At 65.4% G+C, this 25,901-nt stretch carries 22 protein-coding genes and 2 pseudogenes; 11 read left to right on the forward strand and 13 right to left on the reverse strand.

Annotated elements, in window-relative coordinates; translation table 11 throughout:
- Positions 1-52: 52 nt before the first annotated feature.
- Complete coding sequence (locus ALIDE2_RS19080; protein WP_013520447.1) at positions 53-772, reverse strand: DsbC family protein; 720 nt, start codon at positions 770-772, stop codon at positions 53-55.
- Between the two features lie 43 nt (positions 773-815).
- Positions 816-1,946, reverse strand: a complete 1,131-nt coding sequence (locus ALIDE2_RS19085; protein WP_013722923.1) for an FAD-dependent monooxygenase — start codon at positions 1,944-1,946, stop codon at positions 816-818.
- A gap of 141 nt (positions 1,947-2,087) precedes the next feature.
- Here ALIDE2_RS19085 and ychF point away from each other — a divergent pair, with 141 nt between their 5' ends.
- From ychF to tnpC, 6 genes and pseudogenes are all read left to right on the forward strand, one after another.
- Positions 2,088-3,182, forward strand: a complete 1,095-nt coding sequence (gene ychF, locus ALIDE2_RS19090) for a redox-regulated ATPase YchF (protein ID WP_013722924.1) — start codon at positions 2,088-2,090, stop codon at positions 3,180-3,182.
- A gap of 218 nt (positions 3,183-3,400) precedes the next feature.
- Complete coding sequence (locus tag ALIDE2_RS19095; RefSeq protein ID WP_013722925.1) at positions 3,401-3,613, forward strand: Arm DNA-binding domain-containing protein; 213 nt, start codon at positions 3,401-3,403, stop codon at positions 3,611-3,613.
- Positions 3,614-3,678: 65 nt separating this feature from the next.
- Positions 3,679-4,199 (forward strand): annotated as a pseudogene (locus ALIDE2_RS25500) (transposase); the annotation flags it as partial.
- A 75-nt stretch (positions 4,200-4,274) separates the two neighbouring features.
- A complete protein-coding gene (gene tnpA / locus ALIDE2_RS19110; RefSeq protein WP_013516301.1) occupies positions 4,275-4,703 on the forward strand; it encodes an IS66-like element accessory protein TnpA in 429 nt (142 codons plus the stop codon).
- Positions 4,700-5,032 carry an IS66 family insertion sequence element accessory protein TnpB gene (gene tnpB / locus ALIDE2_RS19115; RefSeq protein ID WP_013516300.1) on the forward strand — a complete coding sequence of 111 codons (333 nt, stop codon included), beginning with the start codon at positions 4,700-4,702 and terminating at the stop codon, positions 5,030-5,032. Before tnpA ends, tnpB begins: the two co-directional genes overlap by 4 nt.
- Positions 5,033-5,114: 82 nt before the next feature.
- On the forward strand, positions 5,115-6,629 hold the full coding sequence (gene tnpC, locus ALIDE2_RS19120; protein WP_013516299.1) for an IS66 family transposase: 1,515 nt from the start codon (positions 5,115-5,117) through the stop codon (positions 6,627-6,629).
- Positions 6,630-6,675: 46 nt separating this feature from the next.
- On the opposite strand, the pseudogene istB reads toward tnpC, so the two are convergent.
- Together istB and istA are read right to left on the reverse strand one after the other, a co-directional pair.
- A pseudogene (istB, locus tag ALIDE2_RS19125) lies at positions 6,676-7,269 on the reverse strand (IS21-like element helper ATPase IstB); the annotation flags it as partial.
- Positions 7,262-8,788 (reverse strand): IS21 family transposase, encoded by a 1,527-nt coding sequence (gene istA / locus ALIDE2_RS19130; protein WP_013722479.1) that lies wholly within the window; start codon positions 8,786-8,788, stop codon positions 7,262-7,264. The pseudogene istB and the gene istA, both read right to left, overlap by 8 nt.
- A gap of 104 nt (positions 8,789-8,892) precedes the next feature.
- Between istA and ALIDE2_RS19135 the strand changes: the two genes are divergently transcribed.
- Together ALIDE2_RS19135 and ALIDE2_RS19140 are read left to right on the forward strand one after the other, a co-directional pair.
- On the forward strand, positions 8,893-9,111 hold the full coding sequence (locus ALIDE2_RS19135; protein ID WP_081471101.1) for an AMP-binding enzyme: 219 nt from the start codon (positions 8,893-8,895) through the stop codon (positions 9,109-9,111).
- Between the two features lie 24 nt (positions 9,112-9,135).
- Positions 9,136-10,935: an acyl-CoA dehydrogenase gene (locus tag ALIDE2_RS19140; protein ID WP_013722927.1), complete on the forward strand. Its 1,800-nt coding sequence runs from the start codon at positions 9,136-9,138 to the stop codon at positions 10,933-10,935.
- A 290-nt stretch (positions 10,936-11,225) separates the two neighbouring features.
- Here the strand turns inward: ALIDE2_RS19140 and ALIDE2_RS19145 are convergent, their stop codons facing one another.
- The 9 genes from ALIDE2_RS19145 to ALIDE2_RS19185 form a co-directional block, all read right to left on the reverse strand.
- On the reverse strand, positions 11,226-11,849 hold the full coding sequence (locus ALIDE2_RS19145; protein ID WP_158307697.1) for a DsbA family oxidoreductase: 624 nt from the start codon (positions 11,847-11,849) through the stop codon (positions 11,226-11,228).
- A gap of 8 nt (positions 11,850-11,857) precedes the next feature.
- Complete coding sequence (locus ALIDE2_RS19150; RefSeq protein WP_013722929.1) at positions 11,858-13,111, reverse strand: MFS transporter; 1,254 nt, start codon at positions 13,109-13,111, stop codon at positions 11,858-11,860.
- Entirely contained in the window at positions 13,111-13,665 is a 555-nt protein-coding gene (locus ALIDE2_RS19155) for an RBBP9/YdeN family alpha/beta hydrolase (protein WP_013722930.1), read from the reverse strand. Before ALIDE2_RS19155 ends, ALIDE2_RS19150 begins: the two co-directional genes overlap by 1 nt.
- Before the next feature lie 24 nt (positions 13,666-13,689).
- Complete coding sequence (locus ALIDE2_RS19160) at positions 13,690-14,994, reverse strand: MFS transporter (RefSeq protein ID WP_013722931.1); 1,305 nt, start codon at positions 14,992-14,994, stop codon at positions 13,690-13,692.
- Between the two features lie 104 nt (positions 14,995-15,098).
- Entirely contained in the window at positions 15,099-16,160 is a 1,062-nt protein-coding gene (locus ALIDE2_RS19165) for a beta-keto acid cleavage family enzyme (RefSeq protein WP_013722932.1), read from the reverse strand.
- Positions 16,161-16,242: 82 nt separating this feature from the next.
- Positions 16,243-17,100: a TauD/TfdA dioxygenase family protein gene (locus tag ALIDE2_RS19170; RefSeq protein WP_013722933.1), complete on the reverse strand. Its 858-nt coding sequence runs from the start codon at positions 17,098-17,100 to the stop codon at positions 16,243-16,245.
- A gap of 13 nt (positions 17,101-17,113) precedes the next feature.
- On the reverse strand, positions 17,114-18,094 hold the full coding sequence (locus ALIDE2_RS19175; RefSeq protein ID WP_013722934.1) for a quinone oxidoreductase family protein: 981 nt from the start codon (positions 18,092-18,094) through the stop codon (positions 17,114-17,116).
- Between the two features lie 26 nt (positions 18,095-18,120).
- Positions 18,121-19,140 carry a universal stress protein gene (locus ALIDE2_RS19180; RefSeq protein WP_013722935.1) on the reverse strand — a complete coding sequence of 340 codons (1,020 nt, stop codon included), beginning with the start codon at positions 19,138-19,140 and terminating at the stop codon, positions 18,121-18,123.
- A gap of 36 nt (positions 19,141-19,176) precedes the next feature.
- On the reverse strand, positions 19,177-19,485 hold the full coding sequence (locus ALIDE2_RS19185) for a Rieske (2Fe-2S) protein (protein WP_013722936.1): 309 nt from the start codon (positions 19,483-19,485) through the stop codon (positions 19,177-19,179).
- Positions 19,486-19,645: 160 nt separating this feature from the next.
- On the opposite strand from ALIDE2_RS19185, the gene ALIDE2_RS19190 reads away from it, so the two are divergent.
- From ALIDE2_RS19190 to ALIDE2_RS19200, 3 genes are all read left to right on the forward strand, one after another.
- Positions 19,646-22,381, forward strand: a complete 2,736-nt coding sequence (locus tag ALIDE2_RS19190) for a helix-turn-helix transcriptional regulator (protein WP_013722937.1) — start codon at positions 19,646-19,648, stop codon at positions 22,379-22,381.
- 222 nt (positions 22,382-22,603) lie between these two features.
- The gene (locus ALIDE2_RS19195; protein WP_013722938.1) at positions 22,604-24,340 is read left to right on the forward strand and encodes a DUF1302 domain-containing protein; all 1,737 of its coding nucleotides are present in this window, start codon (positions 22,604-22,606) and stop codon (positions 24,338-24,340) included.
- An 11-nt stretch (positions 24,341-24,351) separates the two neighbouring features.
- A complete protein-coding gene (locus ALIDE2_RS19200; RefSeq protein WP_013722939.1) occupies positions 24,352-25,701 on the forward strand; it encodes a DUF1329 domain-containing protein in 1,350 nt (449 codons plus the stop codon).
- Positions 25,702-25,901: the final 200 nt, after the last annotated feature.

The raw sequence follows: 25,901 nt of genomic DNA on the forward strand, positions 1-25,901 counted from the left end.
AAGCGCTGGCAGCTCATGTATCGGGAGTAGAGGCCGGCGCGCGGCCGGCTGCCTACTTGTCGGCGGCGGCTGCCGAGGCCAGGCGCTTTTCCACGTCCTGCGCGCCGATGGCGCCGGGCACGCGCGAGCCGTCGGCAAAGATCAGCGTGGGCGTGCCGGTGATCTTGTGCTTGCGTCCGAAGGCCAGGTTGCGCTGCAGCGCTGCCGTGTCGCAGCTGGCGGCGGTTGGGGTCTTGTCGCGCAGCATGTGGTCCTGCCAGGCGGCGGCGCGGTCCTTGGCGCACCAGATGTTGCGCGACTTCTCGGCCGAGTCGGGGCTCAGGATGGGGTAGAGGAACAGGTAAATGGTCACGTTGTCCACGTTCTGCATGTCGCGCTCGAAGCGCTTGCAGTAGCCGCAGTTGGGGTCCTCGAACACGGCCAGCTTGCGCTCGCCCTTGCCGTGCACGATGGTGAACGCGTCCTGCAGCGGCAGTGCCTTGAAGTCCACGGCCGTCAGCTTGTTCAGGCGGTCCTCGGTCAGGTTGCGCCGCGCCTTGGTGTCGATCAGCTCGCCCTGGATCAGGTAGTTGCCCTGGGCATCGGTGTAGAACAGGTCCGTGCCGATGCGCACCTCGTAAAGCCCCTTCATCGGCGTGGTGCGCACCTCGTCGATCTGCTGCAGCTGCGGGATGCGCTCGGCCAGGGTCTTGCGGATCGCCGCCTCTTGCGCCGATGCGTTCAGGCCCAGGCACAGGGTGGCGGCGGCCAGCAGGGAGGGGAGAAGTTTCATTGCGTCGTTCCGTTCTTTCATCTCTATGTGCGGGCGGGCACCATCAATCGGTCCCCATGGCCCTTCGTGCTACCCAGGCCTTGAGCGGCCCGCTGTGCTCGAAGCCCTTCATGCCCCAGTTGCGCAGCGCGGCCAGCGCGCCCTCGCGCCGCGTGAACAGCTGCTGCAGGCCATCCATGGCCATGCCCATGGGCAGCAGCGCGGCCTTGCGTTCGCGTTCGTAGCTGCGCAGCACGCGCAGGTCGCCCACGCCGCGCCAAGCGGCGCGCTCGTGCAGCACGCGCGCCAGCGTGCGCGCGTCGCCCAGCCCCAGGTTCAGACCCTGGCCCGCCAGCGGGTGCACGTTGTGTGCCGCATCGCCGGCCAGCGCCCAGCTCATGCCGCCTCGGCCCGGCAGGGCGCCGCACCAGTGTCGTGCGCGCGCCTGTTGCAGCGGCCAGCTGGCACGCGGGGCCGTCTGCCGCAGCGCGCCCAGGTTGTCGCGGCTGATCTCCCGCAGGCGCTGCGTGAAGTCCTCCTCACCGGCCTGCAGCCAGTGCGCGGCCTGCTCCTGCGGGACGGACCACACGACGGCCACGGAGTTCCCCTGTGCGCCATCGAGCGGCAGGAACGCCAGGATGCTGCCGTCGGGCGCGAACCATTGGCGCGCCACCTGGCCATGCGGCCGCTCGCACGCCAGGCGCGTGGCGATCGCGTGCTGTGCGTAGGGGGTGACGTCGAACTCCACGCCGAACTCCACGCGCGTGCTGCTGGCGCGGCCCTCGCAGACCACGGTGAGCGGCGCGGCCACGGGCTCGGTCACCTGCTCCACCAGCGGCTGAAAGCGCACTGCGTCCGCCAGGCGCGCCTCCAGGGCCGGCACGTCCACGATCCAGGTCAGCGCGTCGCAGCCTTGCTGCGCGGCGTCGAAGCGCACCATGCCGTCCTGGTCGGCCTGCACCTGCATCTGCAGCACGGCAGTGGCGTGCTGCGCATCGGGCCAGCCGCGCACGGACTCCAGTAGCGCGCGCGAGGCGGCATTGAGCGCGTAGGCGCGCACGTCGGCCGCCGCTGGCTGCGTGCCCGCCGGCGGTGCGACGAGGGCCACGCGCATGCGCTCGCGCGCCAGCAAAAGTGCCAGGGTGCGGCCCACCACGCCCGCACCGCGGATACATACGTCAAAAGTCTGCGCCATCCCCGGATTGTAGGGACGCTGCCGCAGGCCCTTGCGCCGCGGTGGTCGGCGCGCCGCGCGCAGCGATGGCCCCGGCAGGGAACGGCCTGCCGTGTCTCTTAAAATGACAGGTTTGTCTCGCCAACCAACGAAAGCCCTGCCATGAGCCTGCAATGCGGCATCGTGGGCCTGCCCAACGTGGGCAAGTCCACTCTCTTCAACGCCCTCACCAAGGCCGGCATCGCCGCCGAGAACTACCCCTTCTGCACCATCGAGCCCAACACCGGCGTGGTGGAGGTGCCCGATCCGCGCCTGGCGCAGCTGGCCGAGATCGTCAAGCCCGAGCGCACCGTGCCCGCCATCGTCGAGTTCGTGGACATCGCGGGCCTGGTGGCCGGCGCGAGCAAGGGCGAGGGCCTGGGCAACCAGTTCCTGGCGCACATCCGCGAGACGGACGCCATCGTCAACGTGGTGCGCTGTTTCGAGGACCCGAACGTCGTTCACGTGGCCGGCCGGGTGGACCCCATTGCCGACATCGAGGTGATCCAGACCGAGCTGTGCCTGGCGGACCTGGCCACCGTCGAGAAGGCGCTGAACCGCTACAGCAAGGCCGCCAAGAGCGGCAACGACAAGGAGGCGGCCAAGCTCGTCTCGCTGCTCACGCCGCTGCAGGCCGCGCTCGACCAGGGCAAGCCCGCGCGCAGCGTGCCGGTAGGCAAGGAGGACGCGCCTCTGCTCAAGCAGTTCTGCCTGATCACGGCCAAGCCCGCGATGTTCGTGGGCAACGTGGCCGAGGACGGCTTCGAGAACAACCCGCTGCTCGACAAGCTCAAGGACTACGCCGCCGCGCAGAATGCTCCCGTGGTGGCCATCTGCGCCAAGATCGAGGCCGAGATGGCCGAGATGGGCGACGAGGACCGCGACATGTTCCTGCAGGAAATGGGCCTGGAGGAGCCCGGCCTGAACCGCCTGATCCGCGCCGGCTACGACCTGCTGGGCCTGCAGACCTACTTCACCGCCGGCGTGAAGGAAGTGCGCGCCTGGACCATCCACAAGGGTGACACCGCGCCCCAGGCGGCCGGCGTGATCCACGGTGACTTCGAGCGCGGTTTCATCCGCGCGCAGACTATCGCGTTCGACGACTTCATCCAGTACAAGGGCGAGCAGGGCGCCAAGGACGCGGGCAAGATGCGTGCGGAGGGCAAGGAATACGTGGTCAGGGATGGGGATGTGATGAACTTCTTGTTCAACGTCTGATTCGATCAAGCCATTTCAGGCGATTGCACCTGCTTGCAGGTGCATCGTTGAAATCGACGCAAAGCCCCGTGGATACGGGGCTTTTTCATTTCAGCTCGTTGCATGCAACGACACTTGATAGCGCTGCGCAAGTGAATACAGGCGTGTATATGGTTCTTGCACCAGGTCGATGAAGGTGTATACGATGAAGCCCTGAGGACGAACAGGAGAGCTTCACGATGCTGACAGACGCCCAGTGCCGAGCCGCCAAGCCTAGAGAAGGCATCTACCGCCTCAATGACTACAAGGGGCTGTACCTAGAGATCAAACCCAACGGCATCAAGGCTTGGCGCTATCGCTTCAAGCTCAATGACAAGGCATCATGGTTCGCACTTGGCGACTACCCCAGCGTGACGCTCGGCGAGGCCAGAGAGAAGTGCGAGGCGGCGTGACCTGCCCCCCACCAGCCGTACCACAGTAAACGAGAGAAGCCCGTCAACCCAGGAGAATGACGGACATGAAGAAGAGCAGGTTCGGCGACGAACAAATCATTGGCTTCTTGCGACAGGCCGAAGCCGGCATGGGCATCCCCGAGTTGTGCCGCAGCGGCGGCTTCAGCCAGGCCACGTTTTACAAATGGCGTGCCAAGTTCGGCGGCATGCAGGTCTCAGAGGCCCAGCGCCTGCGCGAGCTTGAGAGCGAGAACGCAAAGCTCAAGAAACTGCTGGCCGAAGCCCACCTGGACATCCACGCCCTCAAGAGCGTCTTCGGGGTAAAGCGCTAGCCCCACAGGCGCGCCGCGATGCCATCCGGCAGATGATTGAGCAGCATCACCTCTCGGAGCGGCACGCCTGCCGCCTTGTGGGGCTATCCCGAGACAGCTACCGCCACCCACCGCAGCCCAGCGAGCTCAACGCCACCCTGGGTGAACAGATTCGGCAAACGGCCTTGGTGCGCCGCCGATTCGGCTACCGGCGCATCCACGACATGCTGCGCCAGCAGTTTCCGGGGGTGAACCACAAGCGCATCTATCGTATGCGGCTGGCGAACCCATCTTGAATGAGGTGGTAAGGCTGAGCAAGATCGTGTGCACGCAACATTGGCGTGGACACGATGCTCAAAGACCCTCAGACCCCGCGCTATGCGCAGCGGCGCACGCACCGCACCTACACCCCGCAATTCAAGGCCGAGCTGGTGGCTGCCTGCCGACAGCCAGGCGCATCGGTCGCGGCGGTGGCCCTGCAACATGGCATGAACGCCAACGTGCTACACCGCTGGCTCAAGGAATGGGCGCAGGGATTTCACCGTCTTGAAGCTGGCGTCAGCACTGCAGTCGTTGCTTCCCCACCCCCGGCCTTTATCCCCATCGACCTGAGCGCAGTACCGCCGGCGTCTGCTGGTGAGCTGCCATCCGCGTCCTTGCCAACGCCAGCGGACGGCATCCGCATCGAATGCCAGCGCCCCGGCATGTCCGTGACCGTGCACTGGCCCTTGTCTGGCGCCGCCGAGTGCGCCCAGATGCTGCGGGAGTTGTTGCGGTGATCCGTATCGATGAGGCCTGGCTGGCCACCACCCCGCTGGACATGCGCGCGGGCACGGACACGGCCCTGGCGCGGGTGATCGCCACCTTCGGCGCGGCCCACCCGCACCATGCCTACGTCTTCGCCAACCAGAGAGCCAATCGCCTGAAGGTCCTGGTACATGACGGTGTGGGGCTGTGGCTGGCCGCGCGCCGGCTGCACCAGGGCAAGTTTGTCTGGGCACCTGCGGGCAGTCCGAACGTGGCGTTGGAACACGCCCAGCTCAACGCCCTGGTGCTGGGCCTGCCCTGGCAGCGTGTGGGCTCGCAAGGTGCCATCAGCGTGGTCTGAATCGTCGGCGCAAGGGCGTGGCCGTGGCAATCGGGAGATGCGTCAATGGCTGGACCCAGGGTGAGCGGGCACACTGCCAGCCATGGTGATCGACGAGCAAGCCCTGAGCGAACTGGACGCAGAGCAACTGCGCGAAGTGACCCAGCGCCTGCTGGCCGAACTGCGTCACCAGCGCGCGCTCAACGAGAAGCTCACCTATGAGTGCGCGCTGCTCAAGCGGCTGAAGTTCGCCGCCCAATCCGAGCGGCACAGCGCCGATCAGAAGAGCCTGCTGGAAGACGAGATCGATGCCGACCTGGCGGCGGTCGCTGTCGAGATTGAGCAACTCCAGCCGCCTGCGGCTGCGCCCGAAGCCAAGCAACAGCCCAAACGCCAGCCGCTGCCGGCCCACCTGCCGCGCCGCGAAATCCGCCACGAGCCTGAGTCGACCACCTGCGCCTGTGGCTGCCGGATGCAGCGCATCGGCGAAGACGTGGCCGAGAAGCTGGACTACGTGCCCGGCGTGTTTACCGTGGAGCGCTACATCCGTGGCAAGTGGGCGTGCACCCAGTGCGAAACTATCACCCAGGCGCCGGTCGAGGCCCATGTGATCGATAAAGGCATCCCGACTGCCGGCCTGCTGGCCCAAGTGCTGGTGGCCAAGTACCAGGATCACCAGCCCTTGTACCGGCAGGAGAACATCTTTGGTCGCGCCGGCCTGGCGATTCCAAGATCCACCCTGGCGCAGTGGGTAGGCACCTGCGGTGCGCGGCTGCAACCGCTGGTCGATGCCCTGAAGGCCGAGGTGCTCGGCCACCGGGTGTTGCACGGTGATGAGACCCCGGTGGCCATGCTCAAGCCGGGCAGCGGTAAAACGCACCGGGCCTACCTGTGGGCCTATGCCCCGGGAGCGTTTGAAGCCACGCGGGCCGTGGTCTATGACTTCTGCGAGTCCCGCGCCGGAGAACACGCCCGCGCCTTTCTGGGGGACTGGCGCGGCAGCCTGATCTGTGACGACTATGCCGGCTACAAGGCCAGCTTTAGCCAGGGCGTGACCGAAGCCGGTTGCCTGGCACACGCCCGGCGCAAGTTCTTCGACCTGCACGCAGCGGGCAAGAGCCAGATCGCCGAATTGGCCCTGATGCAGTTCGCCCGGGTCTATGAGATCGAACGGCAAGTTCAGCCCCTGGCGGCACCAGAGCGGTTGCAGGTGCGCCAGCAGCACAGTCGGCCCATTCTGGACGCGTTGCACCAGTGGATGGTGCTGCAACGCCAGCAGGTGGCGGGCAACTCGGCGACGGCCAAGGCGCTGGACTACAGCCTCAAGCGCTGGGCAGCGCTCACGCGCTTCGTCGATGACCCGCAGCTGCCGCCGGACAACAATTGGATCGAAAACCAGATCAGGCCTGTGGCCCTGGGGCGCTCGAACTGGTTGTTCGCCGGCAGCTTGCGCGCGGGCCAGCGGGCGGCCGCCGTGATGAGCCTGATCCAGTCAGCGCGCATGAACGGGCACGACCCATATGCCTATCTCAAGGATGTGCTGACCCGGCTGCCCACGCACAAGGCCAGCCGGATTGAAGAACTGCTGCCGCATCGCTGGCAACCCATCGATATCTGATCATCAGCCATGGCCGCCAGCGGCGGTCAACATGGGTTTGCCGTGCGCTTACGGTGATCACCACGCTCGTTCGCTCGTACAGCTTGGAGAGCAGGTGGAACAGCATGGCGCCGCCCGACTGCGTGAACGGCAGATAGCCCAGTTCATCCAGGATCACCAGATCGACGTACATCAGCCGGTGTGCCAACTGCCCGGCCTTGCTCTGCGCCTTCTCCAGCTCCAGGGCGTTGACCAGTTCCACCGTGGAGAAGAAGCGCACCCGCTTGCCATGCATGCGGATCGCCTCGATCCCCAGGCTGGTGGCCAGGTGGGTCTTGCCTGTGCCGGGGCCACCAACCAGCACCACGTTGTGCGCCGACTCCACGAAGCGAAGGGTGTGCAATTGGCGCACCAGCGCCTCATCGAGCTGCGCGTGGGCGAAGTCAAAGCCGGCGAGATCGCGGTGCGATGGGAAGCGCGCCACGCGCATCTGGTAAGCCATGGAGCGCACCTCGCGCTGCGCGGTCTCTGCCTTGATGAGCTGGTGCAGCACGGCCTCGTGATCCAGCGACTTCATGCGTGCAGTGCCCAGCACCTCCGGCCAGGCACTGGCCATGCCGTGCAAGCCCAGAGCCTTGAAGGCATCCATGAGGTCATGCATGCTCGGACTCCGGTGAGGCCTCTTGAGGCTGGGCGTTGCGCAGCGCGTCGTAGCGCTGCAGGTTGGCCAGTGGCGGCGTGTTGAGCGTGAGCATGGTGGCCACCGGTGGCTCAGGCATGCGCTGCTCCTGCAAGCGCGAGAGCACGTTGAGCACGTGCTCGGCACTCACCCGCCCCGACTGCAGTGCCAGCTCCACCGCCACAAGCACGGCTTCGAGCCCATGCAGGCTCACGCCCATGAGCACCTGCGCCATCACCCTGTCGCCACCGCTGTGGCGCAGCAACTGGCGCTGCAACTCCTGCAGGGGTTCGGGCATGGTCTTGAAGGGCGCGCCGTTGCGCAGCGCGCCGGGCTTGCGCTCGATCAGCGCGATGTAGTGCATCCAGTCGTAGAGCGTCTGGTCCCGCTCGAAGCTGCGCTGCAGGCGCACCTGTCGCCCATCGGGACCGACCACCAGCAGGCCATCTGCGTAGGCCCGCAGACTGACCACCGCGTGGATCCACTCGCATGGCACGCTGTAGCGGTTGCGCTGGAAGTGGATCAACGAAGTGGCAGAGACCCGCACCGGCTGCTCCACATAGCCATCAAACGCCCGGGGGTTGGGCATGAGGCGTGCACGTTCGTCCTGCCAGACGTCGGCCACCGTGAGGTGCCCCCACTCTGGGTGACTCATCTCGCCCCAGGCCTTCACACAGGCTTGCTCCAGCCAGTCGTTGATCTCGTCAAGCGATCCCCAGCGCCGCTCACTGGCCTCACGCCAGATGTCCTTGCGCCGGTCCTGGACGTTCTTCTCGACGACGCCCTTCTCCCAGCCGGCGGCCCGGTTACAGAACTCCGGCTCGAACAGGTAGTGCCCGGTCATGGCCTCGAAACGCGCATTGACGCTGCGCTGCTTGCCCTGGCCGACCTTGTCGACCGCGGTCTTCATGTTGTCGTAGATGCCCCGGCGGGGCACGCCACCGAAGAGGGCGAACGCCCGTGCGTGGGCATCGAACAGCATCTCGTGCGCCTGGCTGTAGTAGGCCACCAGACAGAAGGCGCGACTGGCCGCCAGCTTGGTGTGTGCCACCTCCAGGCGGCGGCGCAGACCGCCGATGAAGAGGTACTCGCAGCTCCAGTCGAACTGGAATGCCTCGCCCAACTCGAAGCTCAGCGGCACGAACCCCGCGCCGCGTGACGCGTTGCCTTGCTCTTGCTGCCAGCGCTGGGCAAAGGCGTACACCGGCCCCCAACTGCCGCTGTAGCCCTGCGCCCGCAGCGCTTCAAACATCGCCTTGATCCCGCGCCGATCGCGTTTGCTGCGATGGCTATCGGCCTTGAGCCATTGGCCCAACTGTTCCTTGTACGGTTCCAGGATGCTGGGGCCTGACACCCGCTGCGGGTATCGGGGTTCGGCCATCTGCCCGTCTTTGAGCCACTTGGTGGCTGTATTGCGCGAGATGCCCAGCCTGCGGCTGGCCTCGCGCACCGACACGTCCTGCCTCAGCACGAGGCGGCGCAACTTGCTCAATGTGCTCACGTTGATCACTCCTGCTCCCCCGTGCTGAAAAATTCAGCACGATAGAGCGGCAACGTGGCTCAGATTTCAACGTGAACGCGTCCCGAAATGGCCCAGATTTGGAAATGAATCAACAGGGTGAGCGCCCGATGGCGCTGGTCGTCCTCAAGGACGGCCGGGAGGCCACGCCGGATGACATCAAGGGCATCGTCAAGAAGTTCGCCGACGACGGGCATATCTCGCGCTATGCGATCCCCGAGCAGGTGCGCTTCGTGCAGGCGCTGGCGCGCACCAGCGTCGGCAAGATCAACAAGAAGGCCATCCGCGAAGAGCTGGCGGCCTGAACACCGGCCACCCAAAGGAACAACATGAGCGACTACAAGGCACCCGTCAAGGACATGCGTTTCGTCATGGACGAAATCGTGGGACTGGCCGAGATCAGCAGCCTGCCGGGCTTCGAGGAAGCCACGCCCGACATGGCCGATGCCATCCTCGAGGAGGCAGCCCGGTTCACCGGCGAGGTTCTCGCGCCCCTGAATCGCCTCGGCGATACCGAGGGTTGCAAGCTGGAAGCGAACGGCGTCGTGACCCCGGCAGGCTGGAAGGAGGCCTACAAGGCGTTCTGCGACGGGGGCTGGAATGGCCTGGGTTCGCCGGCCGCATTCGGCGGCCAGGGGCTGCCGGAAACCTTCGGCATCGCCGTGAAGGAAATGGCGGCCTCGGCCAACCTGTCGTTCTCGCTGTGCTCCATGCTCACCGGCGGCGCCGTCGCGGCCTTGCTGACCTGCGCCAGCGACGAGCTGAAGGCGGTGTATCTGGAAAAGATGATCACCGGCGCATGGACCGGCACCATGAACCTGACGGAGCCGAATGCCGGCTCCGACCTGGCCCTGATCCGCTCGCGCGCCGAGCCGCAGGCCGACGGCAGCTATCGCGTCTTCGGCCAGAAAATCTTCATCACCTACGGCGACCACGACATGACGGACAACATCGTCCACCTCGTGCTCGCCCGCCTGCCCGACGCGCCGGCCGGCGTGCGCGGCATCTCGCTGTTCCTGGTGCCCAAGTTCCTCGTGAATGCCGACGGTTCGCTCGGCGCGCGCAACGATGCCCACTGCGTCTCCATCGAGCACAAGCTGGGCATCCACGCCAGCCCGACCTGCGTGCTGGCCTTCGGCGACAACGGCGGCGCGGTGGGCTATCTGCTGGGCGAAGCCAATCGCGGCCTCGAATACATGTTCATCATGATGAACGAGGCCCGCCTCGGCGTCGGCCTGCAGGGCATCGCCCTCGCCGAGCGCGCCTACCAGCAGGCGCTGGCGTATGCCCGCGAGCGCAAGCAGGGCCGCGATGCGGTGACCGGCGAGGCGCTGGTCACCATCGACCGCCACCCGGACGTGCGCCGCATGCTGATGCTGATGAAGTCGCGCGTCGAAGCCTGCCGCGCCGTGGCCTATTACACGGCCGGCCTGCTGGACCGGGCGCACGCCGGGGCGGATGCCGGGCAGAAGCAGCGTGACCTGTTCCTGGCGGAATTCATGATCCCCATCGTCAAGGGCGGCAGCACCGAGATGGGCATAGACGTCACCTCCCTGGGCATCCAGGTGCATGGCGGCATGGGCTTCATCGAGGAAACCGGCGCCGCGCAGCACTGGCGCGACGCGCGCATCACCACCATCTACGAGGGCACCACCTGCATCCAGGCCAACGACCTGATCTTGCGCAAGCTGGCGCGCGACCAGGGTGCCACCGCCCAGGTGGTGTTTGGCGAAGTGGCGGCCACGGTGCGGGCGCTGTCGGAATCGGAACGCCCGGAACTGCAGGCCATGGGCCAGCGTCTGGGCACCGCGCTGCCGGCCTGGATCGAGAGCACCGAATGGCTGCTGGCGAACGCCAAGAGCGGCATCTCCGGCGTGCTGACCGCGGCCGTGCCCTATCTGCACATGGCCACGAGCGTCTGCGGTGCCTGGATGATGGGCAAGGCGGCCCTGGCCGCGGCGGCCCGCCTGCAGGAGCAGGGGCAGGGGGATGTGCAGTTCTACCGGAACAAGATCGCCACGGCCGGCTTCTATGCCGACCAGATCCTGCCCCAGGTCGAAGCCTGGGCGGCAACGGTGATGGCCGGGGATGCCGCCATCGAGGGCATCGGCACCGAATTGTTCGATTGAGGTGGTGATGGTGCCGGCACTCGCAAGGGTGCTGGCAGGGGTCACTCTGCGGACGCTGCGAAACTCTCTCTTCGCAGCTCTCGCCTTGGAGGGGACGTTCCCCTCTTTTTTTTGTCTGTGAATTCAATTTCCCACAGCGTTGCGCACTACCCGCATCGCATGAAACTGGCGCACCCCAAGCGAGGGCCACCGTGCAAGGGCCGCCCCGCCGCATGGGTGGCGTCCCCCTTCCCGCATCGCGCAGCGATGCCAGAGAAGGGGGAAAGCGCGCAGCGCCACAGGGGGTTGTTTCATTCCAGCGAATGCAGCATCGCCCTCAGCAGCACATCTGGAGGATGCGCGCCGGACAGGGCCAGGCGATGGTTGAAGACATAGTAGGGAACGCCGGATACGTGGTGGTTTGAGGGGAGTGGACGACCCTGCCCGAGGGCCTGGGACAGCTGACGGGCATCGAACGCAGCACCGCATTCTTCGGCAATCGCGATGAGCACGGCCTTATCCCCGATATCCCGGTCGTCCATGAAATAGCCCTGGAACAGCCTGTCGATCAGGCGCTCCGTCAGGGCATCGTCGCTGGCCTGGGCGACGCGGTTGACCAGCCGGTGCGCGGCCAGGGTGTTCGGCATGACGGTGATTTTTTCAAAGGCGAATTCCACGCCGGCAGAACGCCCGGCTTCCCGGACCTGCGCACGCCGGGCGGCGACGGCCTGTGCTCCGCCTAGGCGGCGCTCGTAGAACTCCTGATAGGGCAGCCCGTCGAGCGGTGTGTCCGGCAGCAGCGGGAACGAGTGCCAGTGCACCCGGGGCTGCAGATCGGGCCGGCTGGCCCGCAGTTGTTGCAGGGCATTGGCCAGGTGCCGTTTGCCAACCAGGCACCAGGGGCAGATCAGGTCGAAATAAACGTCAATGGTCAAGCCGGGGTTCATGGTGATTTCGGGTGGCGCGAAGCGATGGGAAGTGGCGTAGCGGGCGGCTGGCGCCGGGCGTTGCGGTCCAGCAGCACCGCCACCCCGCCGATGAGCGTGAGTGCCCCGGTGCCGAGGGCCAGCGCAAACAGCGAATCCCACAGCCAGGGCGCGATGGCGCTGGAGGCCAGCGCGATCATGGCGAACTGCAGGAAGGTCTGGAGCGAACTGGCGACCCCCGCGTTCTGCCGCAGCGGCTCGATGGCCTCGCTGACCAGTATGGGCAGGGCGACGGCCAGGCCGAACGAATAGATGAAAAGGGGCAGGACGCTGACCCCGCCGGCGGGCAGCAGTCCGGCAATGGCCAAGTTCAGGACGATGGACGCGCCCAGGATGCCGTAGGCCATGGCCAGCAGCCGGGTGCCGCCGAAGCTGCGCAGCAGTTTCGGCAAAGCCAGAAAGCCGCCGCTCAGGCCGAGGGTGATCGGGGCGTAGATCAGGTAGATGTCGGTCGCCTGCCTGCCGAGCAGGTGGATGACGATGGCCGGTGCCGACACGACGTAGATGGCCATGCTCGTCCAGTTGGCGACATGGGCGATCGACAGGCGCACGAAGCGGGGCGTGCGCAGGGCGAGCAGGTAGCTGCCGACGAGCGCGCCGGGGCTCAGACTCTGGCGCCGTTCGGCGGGCAGGGTTTCCGGCAGCCAGCGCCAGTAGACCAGGAGCATGGCCGCGGCAACCACGCCAAGGGCTATGAATACCGAGCGCCAGCCGAGATGCGTGGCCAGCCAGGCGCCGAGCACCGGGGTCGCGATCAGGCTGGCGATCTGGAGCAGCGTGATGCGGCCCAGCAGGTGCTGCGCCTCGGCGCCGTGGTACAGATCGAGCAGGATGGCCCGGCTGATCACCATGCCCGCGCTGGCCGCCAGCCCCTGGGCGATGCGCAGCGCCCACAGGGCCTCGATGCTGGTGGCGAGCGCGCTTGCGCCGGCCGACAGGGCAAGGATGAAGATCGCCGCCAGAATCGTCCGCCGGCGCCCATGGGCGTCGGCGATGGCGCCGCACCAGAGGGACATGAAGGCGCTGGCGATGAAGAACAGCGAAATCGTCTGCTGCGCCTGCCAGCCGTTCACGCCCATGCCCGCCTGCAGCGCCGGCAAGGCGGGAATCCACATGTCCGAGCACAGGGAGTTCAGCAGCCCCATGACGGCCAGCAGCAGGACCAGTGCTGCCGGCGGCGGCGCAGCTCTCGCCGGGCCTCGAAACGTCATCAGCCGAGGCGGCGGATCAGTTCTTCCGCCAGCGGCCATGCGCCGAAGCCGGATGCCGGGTTGATGTGGCCCACGGCGCCGGCGTCGACCAGCTCGCTGCCCCAATCGCTGGCGTATTGGCTGGCGCGCTCGTAAGTGGACAGCGGGTCATTGGTGCTGGCCGCGACGATGCTCGGGAAAGGCAGGCGGCTGCGCGGGATGGGCAGCCAGCCGTTGTCGCGCAGCGTGTCCAGGGCCGGATAGCCGGCCGGAAGAGGGGTCTCCAGATCGGCTGGCGCCGCGAGCACGGCGCCCTGGACCGGACGCTGGTATTTCTGCGCCCAATGCACGGTGATCATCACCCCGGCACTGTGCGCGACGATGATCACCGGGCCCTCGATTTTGGCGATGGTCTGCTGCAAGGCCTCGACGCGGGCGGCGCAGCTGAGCTTGTCGTGCTCGAGCGGAGCGACCGAGCACGCCTTGGGCAGCTTGCGCTCCAGAATGGTCTGCCAATGTTCTTCGACATGGTCGCGCAGGCCGGGAACGATGAGGATGGTCGGGGATTGGCTCATGTAGTTTTTGGGGGGAGTTGAGATTCAGGTCGACAGGCCGCGGATATGCCGCAGGTCGTCGGCGTAATGGCGCTTGCCGAAGATGAAGGCGGCGGTGGCGGCCAGGGCGATCAGCGGCACCAGTTGCATGGCGCCCATCAGGCCGACCCGGTCGGCGATCAGGCCGGTGACGAAGGGGCCGGGGGCGAGGCCGAGCAGATTGTTCGCCAGGGTCAGCGTGGCGAAGGCCGTGGCGTGGATCGACGGGTGCGTCAGATTCGCGACCATGGCGCCGGCCGGTCCGGTGGTGCCGGCGACCATCGCCATGCCGAGGGCGAGCATGACCAGCTGTCCGGTGCCCGTGGGCATCATGAAGCCGGCCAGCAGGAAGCCTGCCGACAGCAGCGAGTAGACGATGGCCACGTTCCACTTTCTCGACGGGGCGGAGCGGCTGATGCGGTCGGTGACGATGCCGCAAACGGTCATGCCGATGGCGCCGACCAGGATGAAGGCAGCCGCGGCAACCCCGGCCTTGTCGGTGGGCAGGCCGTAGTACCGGTTCAGGAAGCTGGGCAGCCAGGCGAGCATCGCCGCCATGATGAACAGCTGCAGGCCGCTGCCGACATAGGCGGAAACCACCGAGCGCGAGGCGAACAGCCCGGAGAAGATGGCGCGCAGCTTCAGGGGCTGGGCGGCCGCGGTGGGGCCGGCGCCGGCCGCCGGCTTTCTCTCGGGGCGGAGCTTGCTCTCGCGGACGATCACGGCATAGAAGACGACCAGGAACATGCCGAACGCGGCCATGGTGCCAAACGACCAGCGCCAGCCGAAATGGGCGGCGACGATGCCGCCGAGGGCCATGCCGACGACGGACCCCACCGGACCGCCGGCCATGAAGGCGCTGGTCAGGGTGGAACGCATGTGGGCGGGGAAAATGCTCAGGATCAGTGCAATGCCCACGCTGCCATAGGCCGCCTCGCCGACGCCGACGAAGAAGCGGGCCGCGAACATCTGGTTGTAGCTGGCGGCCAGGGCGCAGCCAAGGGTCGCCAGGCTCCACAGGCCCGCCATCAGAGTGACGCTGCGCACGCGGCCCCAGCGGTCCGCGACGACGGACAGCGGGAAGGTGAGTATGCCCACGAGCAGCGCGACGATGCTGCTCAGCGAGCCGAGCTGGGTGTCGGTCAGGCTCCATTCGGCCTTGAGGACCGGGAAGACCGCGTTCAGGACCTGTCGGGACATGTAGTCCGACAGGAGCAGCCCGAAGGTCAGTGCGAAAACGACCCACGCATAGGCGCGTGGAACGGTCGGCGCGGCATCCTCGTTCGACGAGGTCGCTATGTAAACGGCCAAGGCTGTCTCCTTTTTTATTGCCGCATGCGGGGAGAAACCTCGTCCGACCGGCATTTATGCGGGCCGGACCGTGCGTGGCGGCCCGACCTGTCTGACTACGTTATTCAGGCCACGTACTGCGTGAAGCCCTTCTGGCCCGGCTTGCGGTTCGGCGCGAAGCCGTTCTTGGCCAGGGTTTCGTCGGCGCTGCCGTAGAAGGTGCCGATCTTGTAGATCTCGCGGGCCTTCTTGCCGTCGGCGATCGGGCGGCCGAGCTCGCGGGAGATGCGGACCAGCTGCTCGATCTGCTCGACCGTGCTCATCTTGCGCGAACGATCCTGGGTCCAGATGTTGTCCTCGATGCCGCAGCGCACGTGCAGGCCCATGGCCATGCCCATCATGTTCAGCGGCAGGGTGTTGAGCATCGAGGTCTCCATGGTCAGCACGGAGCCGTCGGGGCAGGCGCGCACGAAGTTCGCCAGGTTGTAGATGTTCGGGGCGTCGAAGCCGCCGCCGATGGCCACCCAGGTCAGGATCAGCGGCACGTTGCACACGCCGCGGCGCATCATGCGTTCGACGGTTTCCAGCTGGGAGATGGTGGCCAGCTGGAAGTGGGTCTGGATCTTGTTGGCGCTCAGGCGCTTGATGTGTTCCTCGACCCAGGCCGGCCCGGCCGGAATGGTCATTTCGCGGTAGGCATGGTAGCCCGGGGTGCCGACGTCGAGCGAGGTGCCGCGAACGTCCGCCGGGACCATCTGCTCGACCACGTTCATCTGATTGGAGTTGATGGCGATGGTTACCTGGTCGGGCCTGGGGGTCAGTTCGGCCAGCATGTGGCGGGTGTCGTCGGACAGCCACTTCGCGGTCTCGCCTTCCGTTTCCGGGGCGAAGGAGATCGAGCCGCCCACTTGCAGGATCATGTCCGGGCAGCGGGCGCGGATGCCGGCCAGCAGTTCGTTGAACTTGGACAGGCGCTTGGAGCCATGGCCGTTTTCTTCGCGCACGTGAAGGTGCAGTACGGAGGCGCCGGCGTTGTAGCAATCGACTGCTTTCTGGATCTGGGCTTCCATGGAAACCGGAATGTCCTCCGGGAAGTCGGAGGGCATCCACTCGGGGCCGTACGGGGCGCAGGTGATGACCAGGTCTTGCATGTTTTCAACGTGCAGGGAACCGTCGATGAAGTTCATGTGTTACTCCTTGAAGGGTATTGGGCGGGTTTGGGGCTGTGTGCTCTCGGGTCGGCCGTGCAAGGCCAACCCATCTCGATGGCTAGAAGGGCTTGTCGCCGACGATGGCGGCGCGCTCCATCTTGCGGTGGCACGGCGGGTAATCCATGACCGCGTAGTGCTGGGTGGAACGGTTGTCCCAAATCGCGACGCTGTAGGGCTTCCAGCGCCAGCGCACCTGGTATTCGGGGTTGTAGGCCTGGCTGATCAGGTACTGCATCAGATCGCTGCCGTTCTTGTTGTAGTCCTGGCCGTAGCGGACGCGATCCTTGGTGTGGTAATTCACGAAATGGGTCGTGAAAGCATTCACGAACAGGACCTTCTCGCCGGTTTCGGGGTGGGTGCGGACGACGGGATGCTCGGCGTCCGGGTACTGCGCCTTCATGGCCAGGCGCTTTTCCTGCGGCATGGCGGCGGCGAAGGAGGAATTGAAGCTGTGGTTGGCGATCAGGCCGGAGATCTCCTGCTTGATGTATTCCGGCAGCTTTTCATAGGCCAGGACCATGTTCGCCCACATCGTGTCGCCGCCCACCGGCGGGCACTCGATGCAGCGCAGCACGCAGCCCAGGGCGGGCGTTTCGCGCCAGGTGCCGTCGGCGTGCCAGGCATTCTCGTAACGGTCTATCGGGCTGTCCGGGTTCTTGTAGATCTGGACCAGGCCCGGCGCCTCCGGGTGGCTCGGCGCCATCGGATGGTCTTCGAGCTTGCCGAGCTTCTGGGCGAAGGCCATGTGGTCCACGCGCGACAGCTTGTCCAGCGTCTGGTCACGCAGAAAAAGTACCCGGTGCTTGAGCAGTGCGGCGTAGATCTCCTTGAACAGCCCGTCGTCGCGCACGGCATCGCCGAGGTTGACGTCGAGAAGTTCCGCGCCGACGGCGCAGGTCAGTTGTTCCACTTTCATTGGTGCTGCCTCCTCATATGACGAAAATCGATGACCCGGTCGTCTTGCGGGCTTCCAGATCGTGGTGCGCCTGCACTGCGTCCCGCAGCGCATAACGTTGGTTGATTTCGATCTTGATGCGGCCGGCGGCCACGTGACCGAAGATCTCGCCCGCCAGCGCCGCCTTTTCCGCCGGGTCGGCGATGTAGTCGGCAAGCGCGGGGCGCGTCAGGTAGAGCGAGCCTTTCATGGCCAGCAGCTGCGGGTCGAACGGCGGGATGGTGCCGGAGGCGGTGCCGACGCAGACCATCAGGCCGCGGCGCTTGAGCGAATCCAGCGAGGCGTTGAAAGTGCTGCGGCCGACGCTGTCGAAGACCACGTTTACCCCGACGCCGCCGGTCAGTTCGCGGGCACGCTTGGCCACGTCTTCATGGCTGTAGTTGATGGTTTCATCGCAGCCGTGGGCGCGGGCGATGGCGGCCTTCTCCTCCGTGGACACCGTGCCGATGACGCGAATGCCGAGCAGCCTGGCCCACTGCGACACGATCAGGCCGACGCCGCCGGCGGCGGCATGCAGCAGCAGCGTGTCGCCCGCCTTGAAGTCGTAGATGCGGCGCATCAGGTAGGCCGAGGTCAGGCCGCGCATGGTCATCGCGGCGGCCGTTTCGCAGGCGATGCCTTCCGGCAGCTTGATCAGCGGGGCCGCGGCGATGATGCGCGCGGTGCTGTAGGCGCCCAGGGTGTTGATGAAGCCGGTGTAGGTCACCTTGTCGCCCACCGTCACGTTGGTTACGCCTTCGCCGACGGCCTCGACCACGCCCGCGGCTTCCACGCCCATGCCGGCCGGCAGGGGAATCGGGTAGGTGCCGTTGCGGAAGTAGGTGTCCGCGAAGTTCAGGCCAACTGCCACATGGCGCAGGCGGACCTCGCCCGGGCCGGGTTCGCCGACGTTCGCATTCTCCAGGGTCAGGACTTCCGGTGCGCCGGTCTTGTAGAAACGAATTGCCTGTTCCATTTGATCCCCTTTGCTTCAGTTCTTGTTTAACGATCGGTTTTCGCCAGATTCACGATGCGCGAGAATAAATGCTTGAATTCGGCATCGGTTTCCCCGCCAAATCGGGGGTCGCGGTTTTGTGAAAATGCCGCGTTGATTTCGTCCCAATCGGCCTCGGTGAGATAATGCTGCGCCTCTGGAAGAATCACGCCTTCTTCGCGGCCCATGTGTTCCCATATGAATTTGGCGTAGGCGGAAACCGCTTTTTCGAGATCCTGGGCGGATTTATCGCCATCCGCATACTGCTGGACGATGGCGGTCAGGTCGCGGACCATCTGTTCGTCCCGGATATGCTGGCGTTCCAGTTCATCCAGTTCGGGATTGAGCGCGGAGGTCCTTTCGCGCAGTTTGCGGAAAAGATATTCCTCTTCCTTGGGGTGATGCAGGGCCACCGGGAATTCCCGGATGTAATGCACCATGGCTTGCATCAGTACCGGGTCGGGAGCCGCGGCGCCGTCCGCCGCGGGCTTCAGGATGTGCAGCCAGGCGTGCAGGACCGCGGCCAGGGAGCGGTGCTCGTCGCGGATGGTGGCGATGGCCTGTGCCGGAGCCGGGGGGGCGGCCATGGCCGAAACCAGGACCGGAATCTCGGAATTGATCAGGACCTTCAGCGTTTGCGACCCGAGCATCATGCCCAGGGTGGTGCGCCGGCCATGCGAGGCCATGAAGATCAGGTCGCACCCTTCCGAGCGGGCCGCCTTGATGATGGCCGTGTAGGGCGAATCGCTGATGATGGTTGCCGAGGCGCAGGGAACGCCTTGGGCGCGGGCGGCGGATTCGGCCTTGGTCAGCAGTTCGCGGGCCCGCCCTTCGAAGTTGTAGGCATAGTCCTCGGGCGAGGTCAGGCGCACGATTTCGGCCTCGCCGCGCAAGGACGAGGAGGGGTCCGATGCCGCGTGGAAAAAGGTGATGCGCGCACCCAGGGCGCGTGCGAACTCGACGGCACGCCCAATCGTGACTATCGACAGGTCGGTGTTGTCGATGGGGACCAGCAGGTGGCGATACATGGCGACTCCTCGGTCAATTGGCTGTAAGGAAGATATTCATGCTTCAAGCTGCACCATGACTTTGCCGTCGGTAATCATGACGGGAAAGGTTTTGGCCGCGATTTGCGGGGCGACCAGCAACTGGCCGTTGGTGACATCGAAGCGCCAGCCGTGCGACCGGCAGGTAACCACCTTGCCGCACAGATTTCCATTGCTCAAGGCGGCGCCAGCATGCGGGCAGGAGTTTTCCAGGGCGTAAATCGTCCCTTCCACGTTGAAAAGGGCAATATCCGTGGTGCCGATGCGTATCGGACGCGACGTGCCTGGCGTTATTTCCTGCAGCGAGCATGTTTCCACGAAATTCATCTGACGCTTTCATCCATGGCTATGGGCCGTGGATAGATCGTAGGTGAATGATGGTCGCGGAGCACCCCCTCTAAAAAGGGGGGGTGGAGCTGCTCGCAGCGGGGGGTTTTGATTTATCGTACAACCCATGGCATGCCTGGGCTGACGAGGTGCCCTGCCAATGAAGGGGGGCATTCGTTGCGATTCTCTGGGGCTTCAGCTGATGACTTTATTAAACATCGATAGCGCGACGACCTACTCGGAGCTGGTGCTCAAGACGATGCCGCCGCGGGCGCCTCGGCATCAACTGGTGCGCTCGCGCCTGAGCCTGGCCGATGAGCAGTTTCGCGAGCGCTCGGTGATCGTCGTGCAGGCGCCTCCCGGATTCGGCAAGACCTCCCTGCTGGGCCAGTGGCGGCGCGAGTACCTGGCCCGGGGGGCGGCGGTGGCCTGGGTCACGGCCGATGCCGGGGATGACCTGCAGCGCTTCCTGCACTGCCTGGTGATGGCGGTTCGCTCGGGCTGCGTGCGCCCGGCATTCGGGCGGCTGCTGCTGGAAACGCAGGGGACCAAGCCGGGAGAGTTCGAGGGGATCACGGCCTGGCTGGCGGAGGTCGCCCAAACGTCGCTGGACATGGTGCTGGTTGTCGACGAGGCTGAACGCCTGGCGCCGGGAAACTTTGCCGCGCTATCGTATTTGATGCACAACACGCCGCCCAATCTGCACGTGGTGGTGGGTGCCCGTGGCGGAGTGGATGCGACCATTGCGGATCTGGTGGATTACGGGCAGGCCCTGTCGTTGGGTGCGGATGATTTGCGCTTCCGCCTGGACGAGACGATGGCCCTGGTGCGCGAGCGCTGCGGCGAGAAGATCGACGCCGACAGCGCGGCGCGCCTGCACGAACAGACCGAAGGGTGGCCGCTCGGCCTGCAGATCATGCTCGCCGCCGTGGAGAAGGGAGGCGATCTGCATGTCGCGATGACCTCGATGGCCGGCAAAAATGGCGGCAATGGCGAAGGTTTCGTTGGCGGCCTGCTGGCTAATCTTGCCGCGAAAGATGTCGATTTCCTGGTCCGCATTTCCTGCGTCGATCTGGTCCATCCCGATCTCTGCCGCGCCTTGACGGGCCTGGAGACAGCCAGGGACATCCTCGTGCGCCTGGTGCGTGAGACGCCGGTGTTCGTCGTGAGCGACGGCAGCGAATGGGGCCGCCTGCACAACCTGGTGCGCGATGCCCTGCGCGGCCGGCTGGTGAATTTGCCTGCCGATGAGCGTCTGGAACTCCATCGGCGTGCCATGCACTGGCTCGCCGAGCACGGGATGATCCACGAGGCCGCGCGCCACGCCCATGAGGCCGGCCAGCACGAAATCGCCTACGATCTGGCCGAGCAATGCCTGTACGAGGCGGTGACACAGGGACACCAGGAATCGGTGCTGCGCTGGCTCGACCTGCTGCCGGAGGCGCAATTGCTGGAGCGCCCCAGATTGCGCCTGGCGGCTGCCTGGGCGCTGGCGCTCAGCGAGCGGCATGCTGAGGCCGAGTCCCTGGTGCGCGACATCCTGGAAGACCAGGATGCCGACCCCTCGCTGCGCTATGAATGCGCGCTGATCGCCAGCGGCGCGGCGTACTACGCCGATCAGCCCGATCGCTGCCTGGCCTTGTTCCAGCCCTGGATGGGGGCGCCCCCGCCGGGCCAGGATCCACGGCTTCTCCAGATGCATGCCAACCGGCAGGCGGCGATGGCGATTCTGGCCGGCGATCCGGCGCGGGCCCGGCGTTATCTGCAGACCGTTCCCCATGGCGACTTCGGCAAGCGCTACAGCTACGGTGTGCGCTGGGGAAGCTTCATCACCGGCCTCAGCTACCTGTGGGAGGGCCAGGGGGTGCTCGGCGAAGAGATGCTGCAGCCGGCGCTCGGCAGCGCGGATGCCGAACTGGGCCGGCGCGCCCCCTTTTCCTGCATGACTGCCGCCCTCCTGGCGGCGGCGGTCTATGAGCGCGACCGTATCGACGAGGCGGCGGAGTTGCTCGCCAATCGTCTCGACGTGCTGGAGCGGGTGGGGATACCGGAAACGGTGCTGCTCGGCTATCGAACCGCGGCCAGAATCGCCGCCGCCAAGGGGGTGGAGCATCGCGCGCTCGATCTGCTGGAAGTGCTGTATGCCGTCGGCGTGGCGCGCAACCTGCCCCGGCTGTGCGTGGCGAGCCTGGGGGAGCAGATACGGATGCATGCCGGGCGCTTTCGCTCCGAAACCTGCCGGGCCCTGGTGCAGCGCATCGATGACATCGTCGCCGGGCATGACGTTTCCGAAGGGCCGATATGGCGTGCCTCGCTGGAAGTGCCGCGGCGCCTGGCGCATGCCAACACCTTGATCGCGGCCCAGGACTGGTCTGCCGCGGCGGAGGCGCTGGCGAATGCGCTCCCCCTGGTCGAATCGGCCAAGCTGGGGCGTTCGCGGATCGAGATCATGGCCTTGCGCGCGCTGGCGCTGGAGCGCGCGGGCCGCAACGGCAAGCCGCTGCTGCTCGAAGCCATGAACCTGGCGCTGACCTTCAGTCTGTCGAGAACCTTCGTCGATGCCCACCCGGCCCTCGCCGATTGGGTGCGCCGCACGGCCGAGGAAGACGGAGCGGGGCACAGGATCCAGATCGCGCGTACTGCACGTCCTTTGCCCGAGCGCGCGGCAGGTGCGCCGCGCGCAGTGCCGAGCATGGTGCTGACGCCCAAGGAGCGCGAGGTGCTCGAGCATCTGGCGCGCAATTTGTCGAACAAGGAAATCGCCCAGGCCATGGAGGTCGGCGAAGAGACGGTCAAGTGGCATCTCAAGAACCTGTTCGGCAAGCTCGATGCCGGCACCCGCAAGCATGTGGTGCGCCGGGCGCAACTGCTGGGCCTGCTGGTCGGGCTGGAGTAGCCGGGCCCGGTGCCGGTCGTACCGGTCAGCCGCCCGCTGACCGCAGGCCTGCCGGATGAGGTGCCGCCCGCGGCGTTCGCTCGACACCCCCTCTCGTCTCCCCGTTGCCCCCCGATTGTGGGGGGGTGGCAATTTTCCCCGTTCCAGATAATTCGATGCCTGAGGCTAGAAAAGCCTCGGTCTGGCTGTTGTGGCCAAAGATAAATCGAGGAAAGGACGACAATGAAAAGCAGGAGACAAACACCGGCATGGGTGCGCCAGCGCCCGACGGTAATGGCCGCGGCGGCGGTCTTGATGGCGGGAAATGCGGCGGCTTTTGAACTCGATCTGGGCAATCCGGATCTGGCGGTCCGCTGGGACAATACGGTTCGCTATAACGCCGCCCAGCGCGTCGCGGCGCGTGACAGCAGGATCGGCAACAACTACAAGTTCGACGAAGGCACCTACAGTTTCGACAAGGGTGACCTGGTTGCCAATCGACTCGATCTGCTGACCGAACTCGACATGGTTTACAAGAAAAACATGGGGTTGCGGATCAGTGCGGCAGGCTGGTACGACAATGCCTATGACGGCAAGAGCGTGACGCGCAATCCGGCGTTGTCTTCTCCATCCAGCTATAACAACAGCCAATATAGCAATTACACCAAGCGCTATTATGCCGGACCCTCCGGTGAGATTCTCGATGCCTTCGTTTTCACGAACTTCGATGCTGGAGACGTTCCGGTCAAGCTGAAGGTCGGCCGTCACACGGTATTCTGGGGCGAGGCCTTGCTGCTGGGCGGCGCTATGCACGGCGTGTCTTATTCGCAAATGCCCCTCGATCTGCAGAAAGGCTTTGCGACCCCGGGCGTCGAGGCCAAGGAACTGTTTCGTCCATTGAATCAGATTTCCGGGCAGGCGCAATTGACCGATACCCTTTCGGTGGCTGCCCAGTATTTCCTGGAATGGGAGCCCTATCGCTATCCCGAAGGGGGTACTTATCTTGGGCCGGCCGACTTCGCCTTCAATGGCCCGGACAGCATCGTCCAGGCCGTGCACCCGGTACTCGGACCTCTTGGCTATACAAGGGCGGCGCCGGTGACCCCCAAGAACAATGGCGAATTCGGCGTGAGCGCGAAGTGGTCGCCGGAGCCGCTCGATGGCACGCTGGGCTTCTATTACCGTCGCTTTGCCGACAAGATGCCCCAGCCCCTGGTGACGGAACTGAAGGCTGCCGCAGGCTTTCCTCTGGCGAACGACAGCCATTATCGCCTGATTTATCCCGACAAAATCGACCTGTTCGGCGTCAGTCTGGCGAAGAATATTGGCGGCGTGAGTGTCGGTGCGGAATTGTCCTATCGACGCAATACGCCCCTGAGCGCGCAGACGCTGGGTAATGCCTCGGCATTCGGGGTGCCCGCCAGTGGGCAGACTTTCGGGCCGCGCGGCGACACCATGCATGGCCTGGTGAACCTGATGGGCACGATTTCCAAGACGCCTTTGTTCGACGCCGCGAGCTGGGCCACCGAGTTGACCTGGGCGCATCTGGCCAAGGTGCGCAGCGGTGAAAATCTGTTCAATGGGGTTGGTTACGACGGTTGCCGAAATGCGGCGGGCGCGGTTGGCGGCGACAAGTGGGACGGTTGCGCAACCAAGAATTATGTCGGCATCGGCGCCGCTTTCACGCCAACCTGGTTCCAGGTCATGCCCGGCGTCGATCTTTCCATGCCGATTACCTATTCGATTGGCCTGAAGGGTAATTCGCCGACGACCTTCGGCGGCAACCAGGGCCTGGGCAACTACAGCATCGGTCTGGGTGCGGATATTTACCAGAAGTACCGCGTCGACCTGAAGTACATCGACTACGTTGGTAAATACCGCGTGAATGCGGCAGGCAATACCGTGACTACGGTGAACGGATTTACGTCGGTGCTTTCCGATCGCGGATTCCTGAGTCTGACGTTCAAGGCCAGCTTTTAAGGAGACAGACAATGCAAGTCAATAAGACGATTATCGTTCTGGCCGTCGCCTCGGCTGTCGGTGGCAGTGCCCTGGCCGGTGTTTCGGCCGACGAAGCCAAGAAGCTCGGTACCACGCTGACGGCGGTGGGTGCCGAGAAGGGCGCGAACAAGGATGGCTCGATCCCGGCTTACACCGGCGGGCTGACGACGGTGCCGACGGGCTTCAAACCGGGCGATGGCCTGCGCCCGGACCCTTTTGCGGGTGAAAAGCCGCTGTTCTCGATCGACGGCAAGACGGCTGACAAATACGCCGACAAGCTGACCGAAGGGACCAAGGCCCTGATGAAGAAATACCCGGACTACCGGATCGACGTCTACAAGACCCATCGCACCGTGGCGATGCCGAAATTCGTCGAGGAAAACACCGCCAAGTGCGCGGTGAATGCCAAGACGACGAATGGCGGCCGCTCGATGGAGGGCTGCCACGCCGGCTTCCCGTTCCCGATCCCGAAGACCGGCTTCGAGGCCATGTGGAACCACCTGGTGCGCTTCCAGGGGGTTGCCTATTCGGTGAAATACCGCAATTGGAATATCGACGCCTCGGGCCGCCCCTCGGTATCCACCGAGGGCACCATCGCCCAGGAATTCCCGTACTGGGACACTTCCAAGCCCGATTCGGGCGTCTATTTCAAGCAGCGCATCAACTATACCGGCCCGGCGCGGCGCGCCGGCGAGGCCATGATGCTGATCGACCCGCTCGATTACGCCGAAAAGGATCGCCGCGCATGGCTGTATCTGCCGGGCCAGCGCCGCGTCAAGGTGGCGCCCGACCTGTCGCACGATACGCCGAACCCGGGTACGGGCGGCACTTCGACCTTCGACGACGTCTTCCTGTTCCTGGGCTCGATGGACCGCTTCGACTTCAAGCTGGTGGGCAAGAAGGAGGCCTTCATTCCGTACAACGATTACCGGATGGCCTACAACTCCACCAAGGACGAGTTGCTCAAGCCGAAGTTCCTGAATCCGGATGTCGTGCGTTGGGAGCAGCACCGTGTCTGGGTGGTGGAGGCAACGCTGCGCGAGGGCAAGCGCCACGTCTACAGCAAGCGGACCTTCTATCTCGACGAGGATTCCTGGGCGGCGGTCGCCTCCGAGTCCTACGACGCGCGCGGCCAGCTGTTCCGCACCGGCTTTTCCTACCTGACGCCGAGCTACGAAGTGCCCGCGCCGTTCACCGACATGCACGGCTTCTATGACCTGATCGCCGGCTCCTACTCGCTGAGCGGCTACACCGCCGAGACTGGCGGCGTGCGCCCGGCGAAACCGGCGCCGGACCGCGATTGGTCTCCGGATGCGCTGGCTGGCAGCGGTATTCGGTAATCACGTCTGAGAGGGTGTGAACGAATCCGTCATGCCCGCTCGTACCGCAAAAACGCACCCCCTCCGCGTTGCAAGTACTCGCCATAGCCCGAGCTATGGCTGCGCTTTGCGCCTTGGTGGGGCATGTTTGTGCGGCCCGCTCGAACACGCCGGATTCATTCACACCCTCTGAGTCGAACCGGGGGAAGTGGTTTTGTCCG

This window comes from Alicycliphilus denitrificans K601, assembly GCF_000204645.1.
In the GTDB taxonomy this organism is placed as follows: domain Bacteria; phylum Pseudomonadota; class Gammaproteobacteria; order Burkholderiales; family Burkholderiaceae_C; genus Alicycliphilus; species Alicycliphilus denitrificans.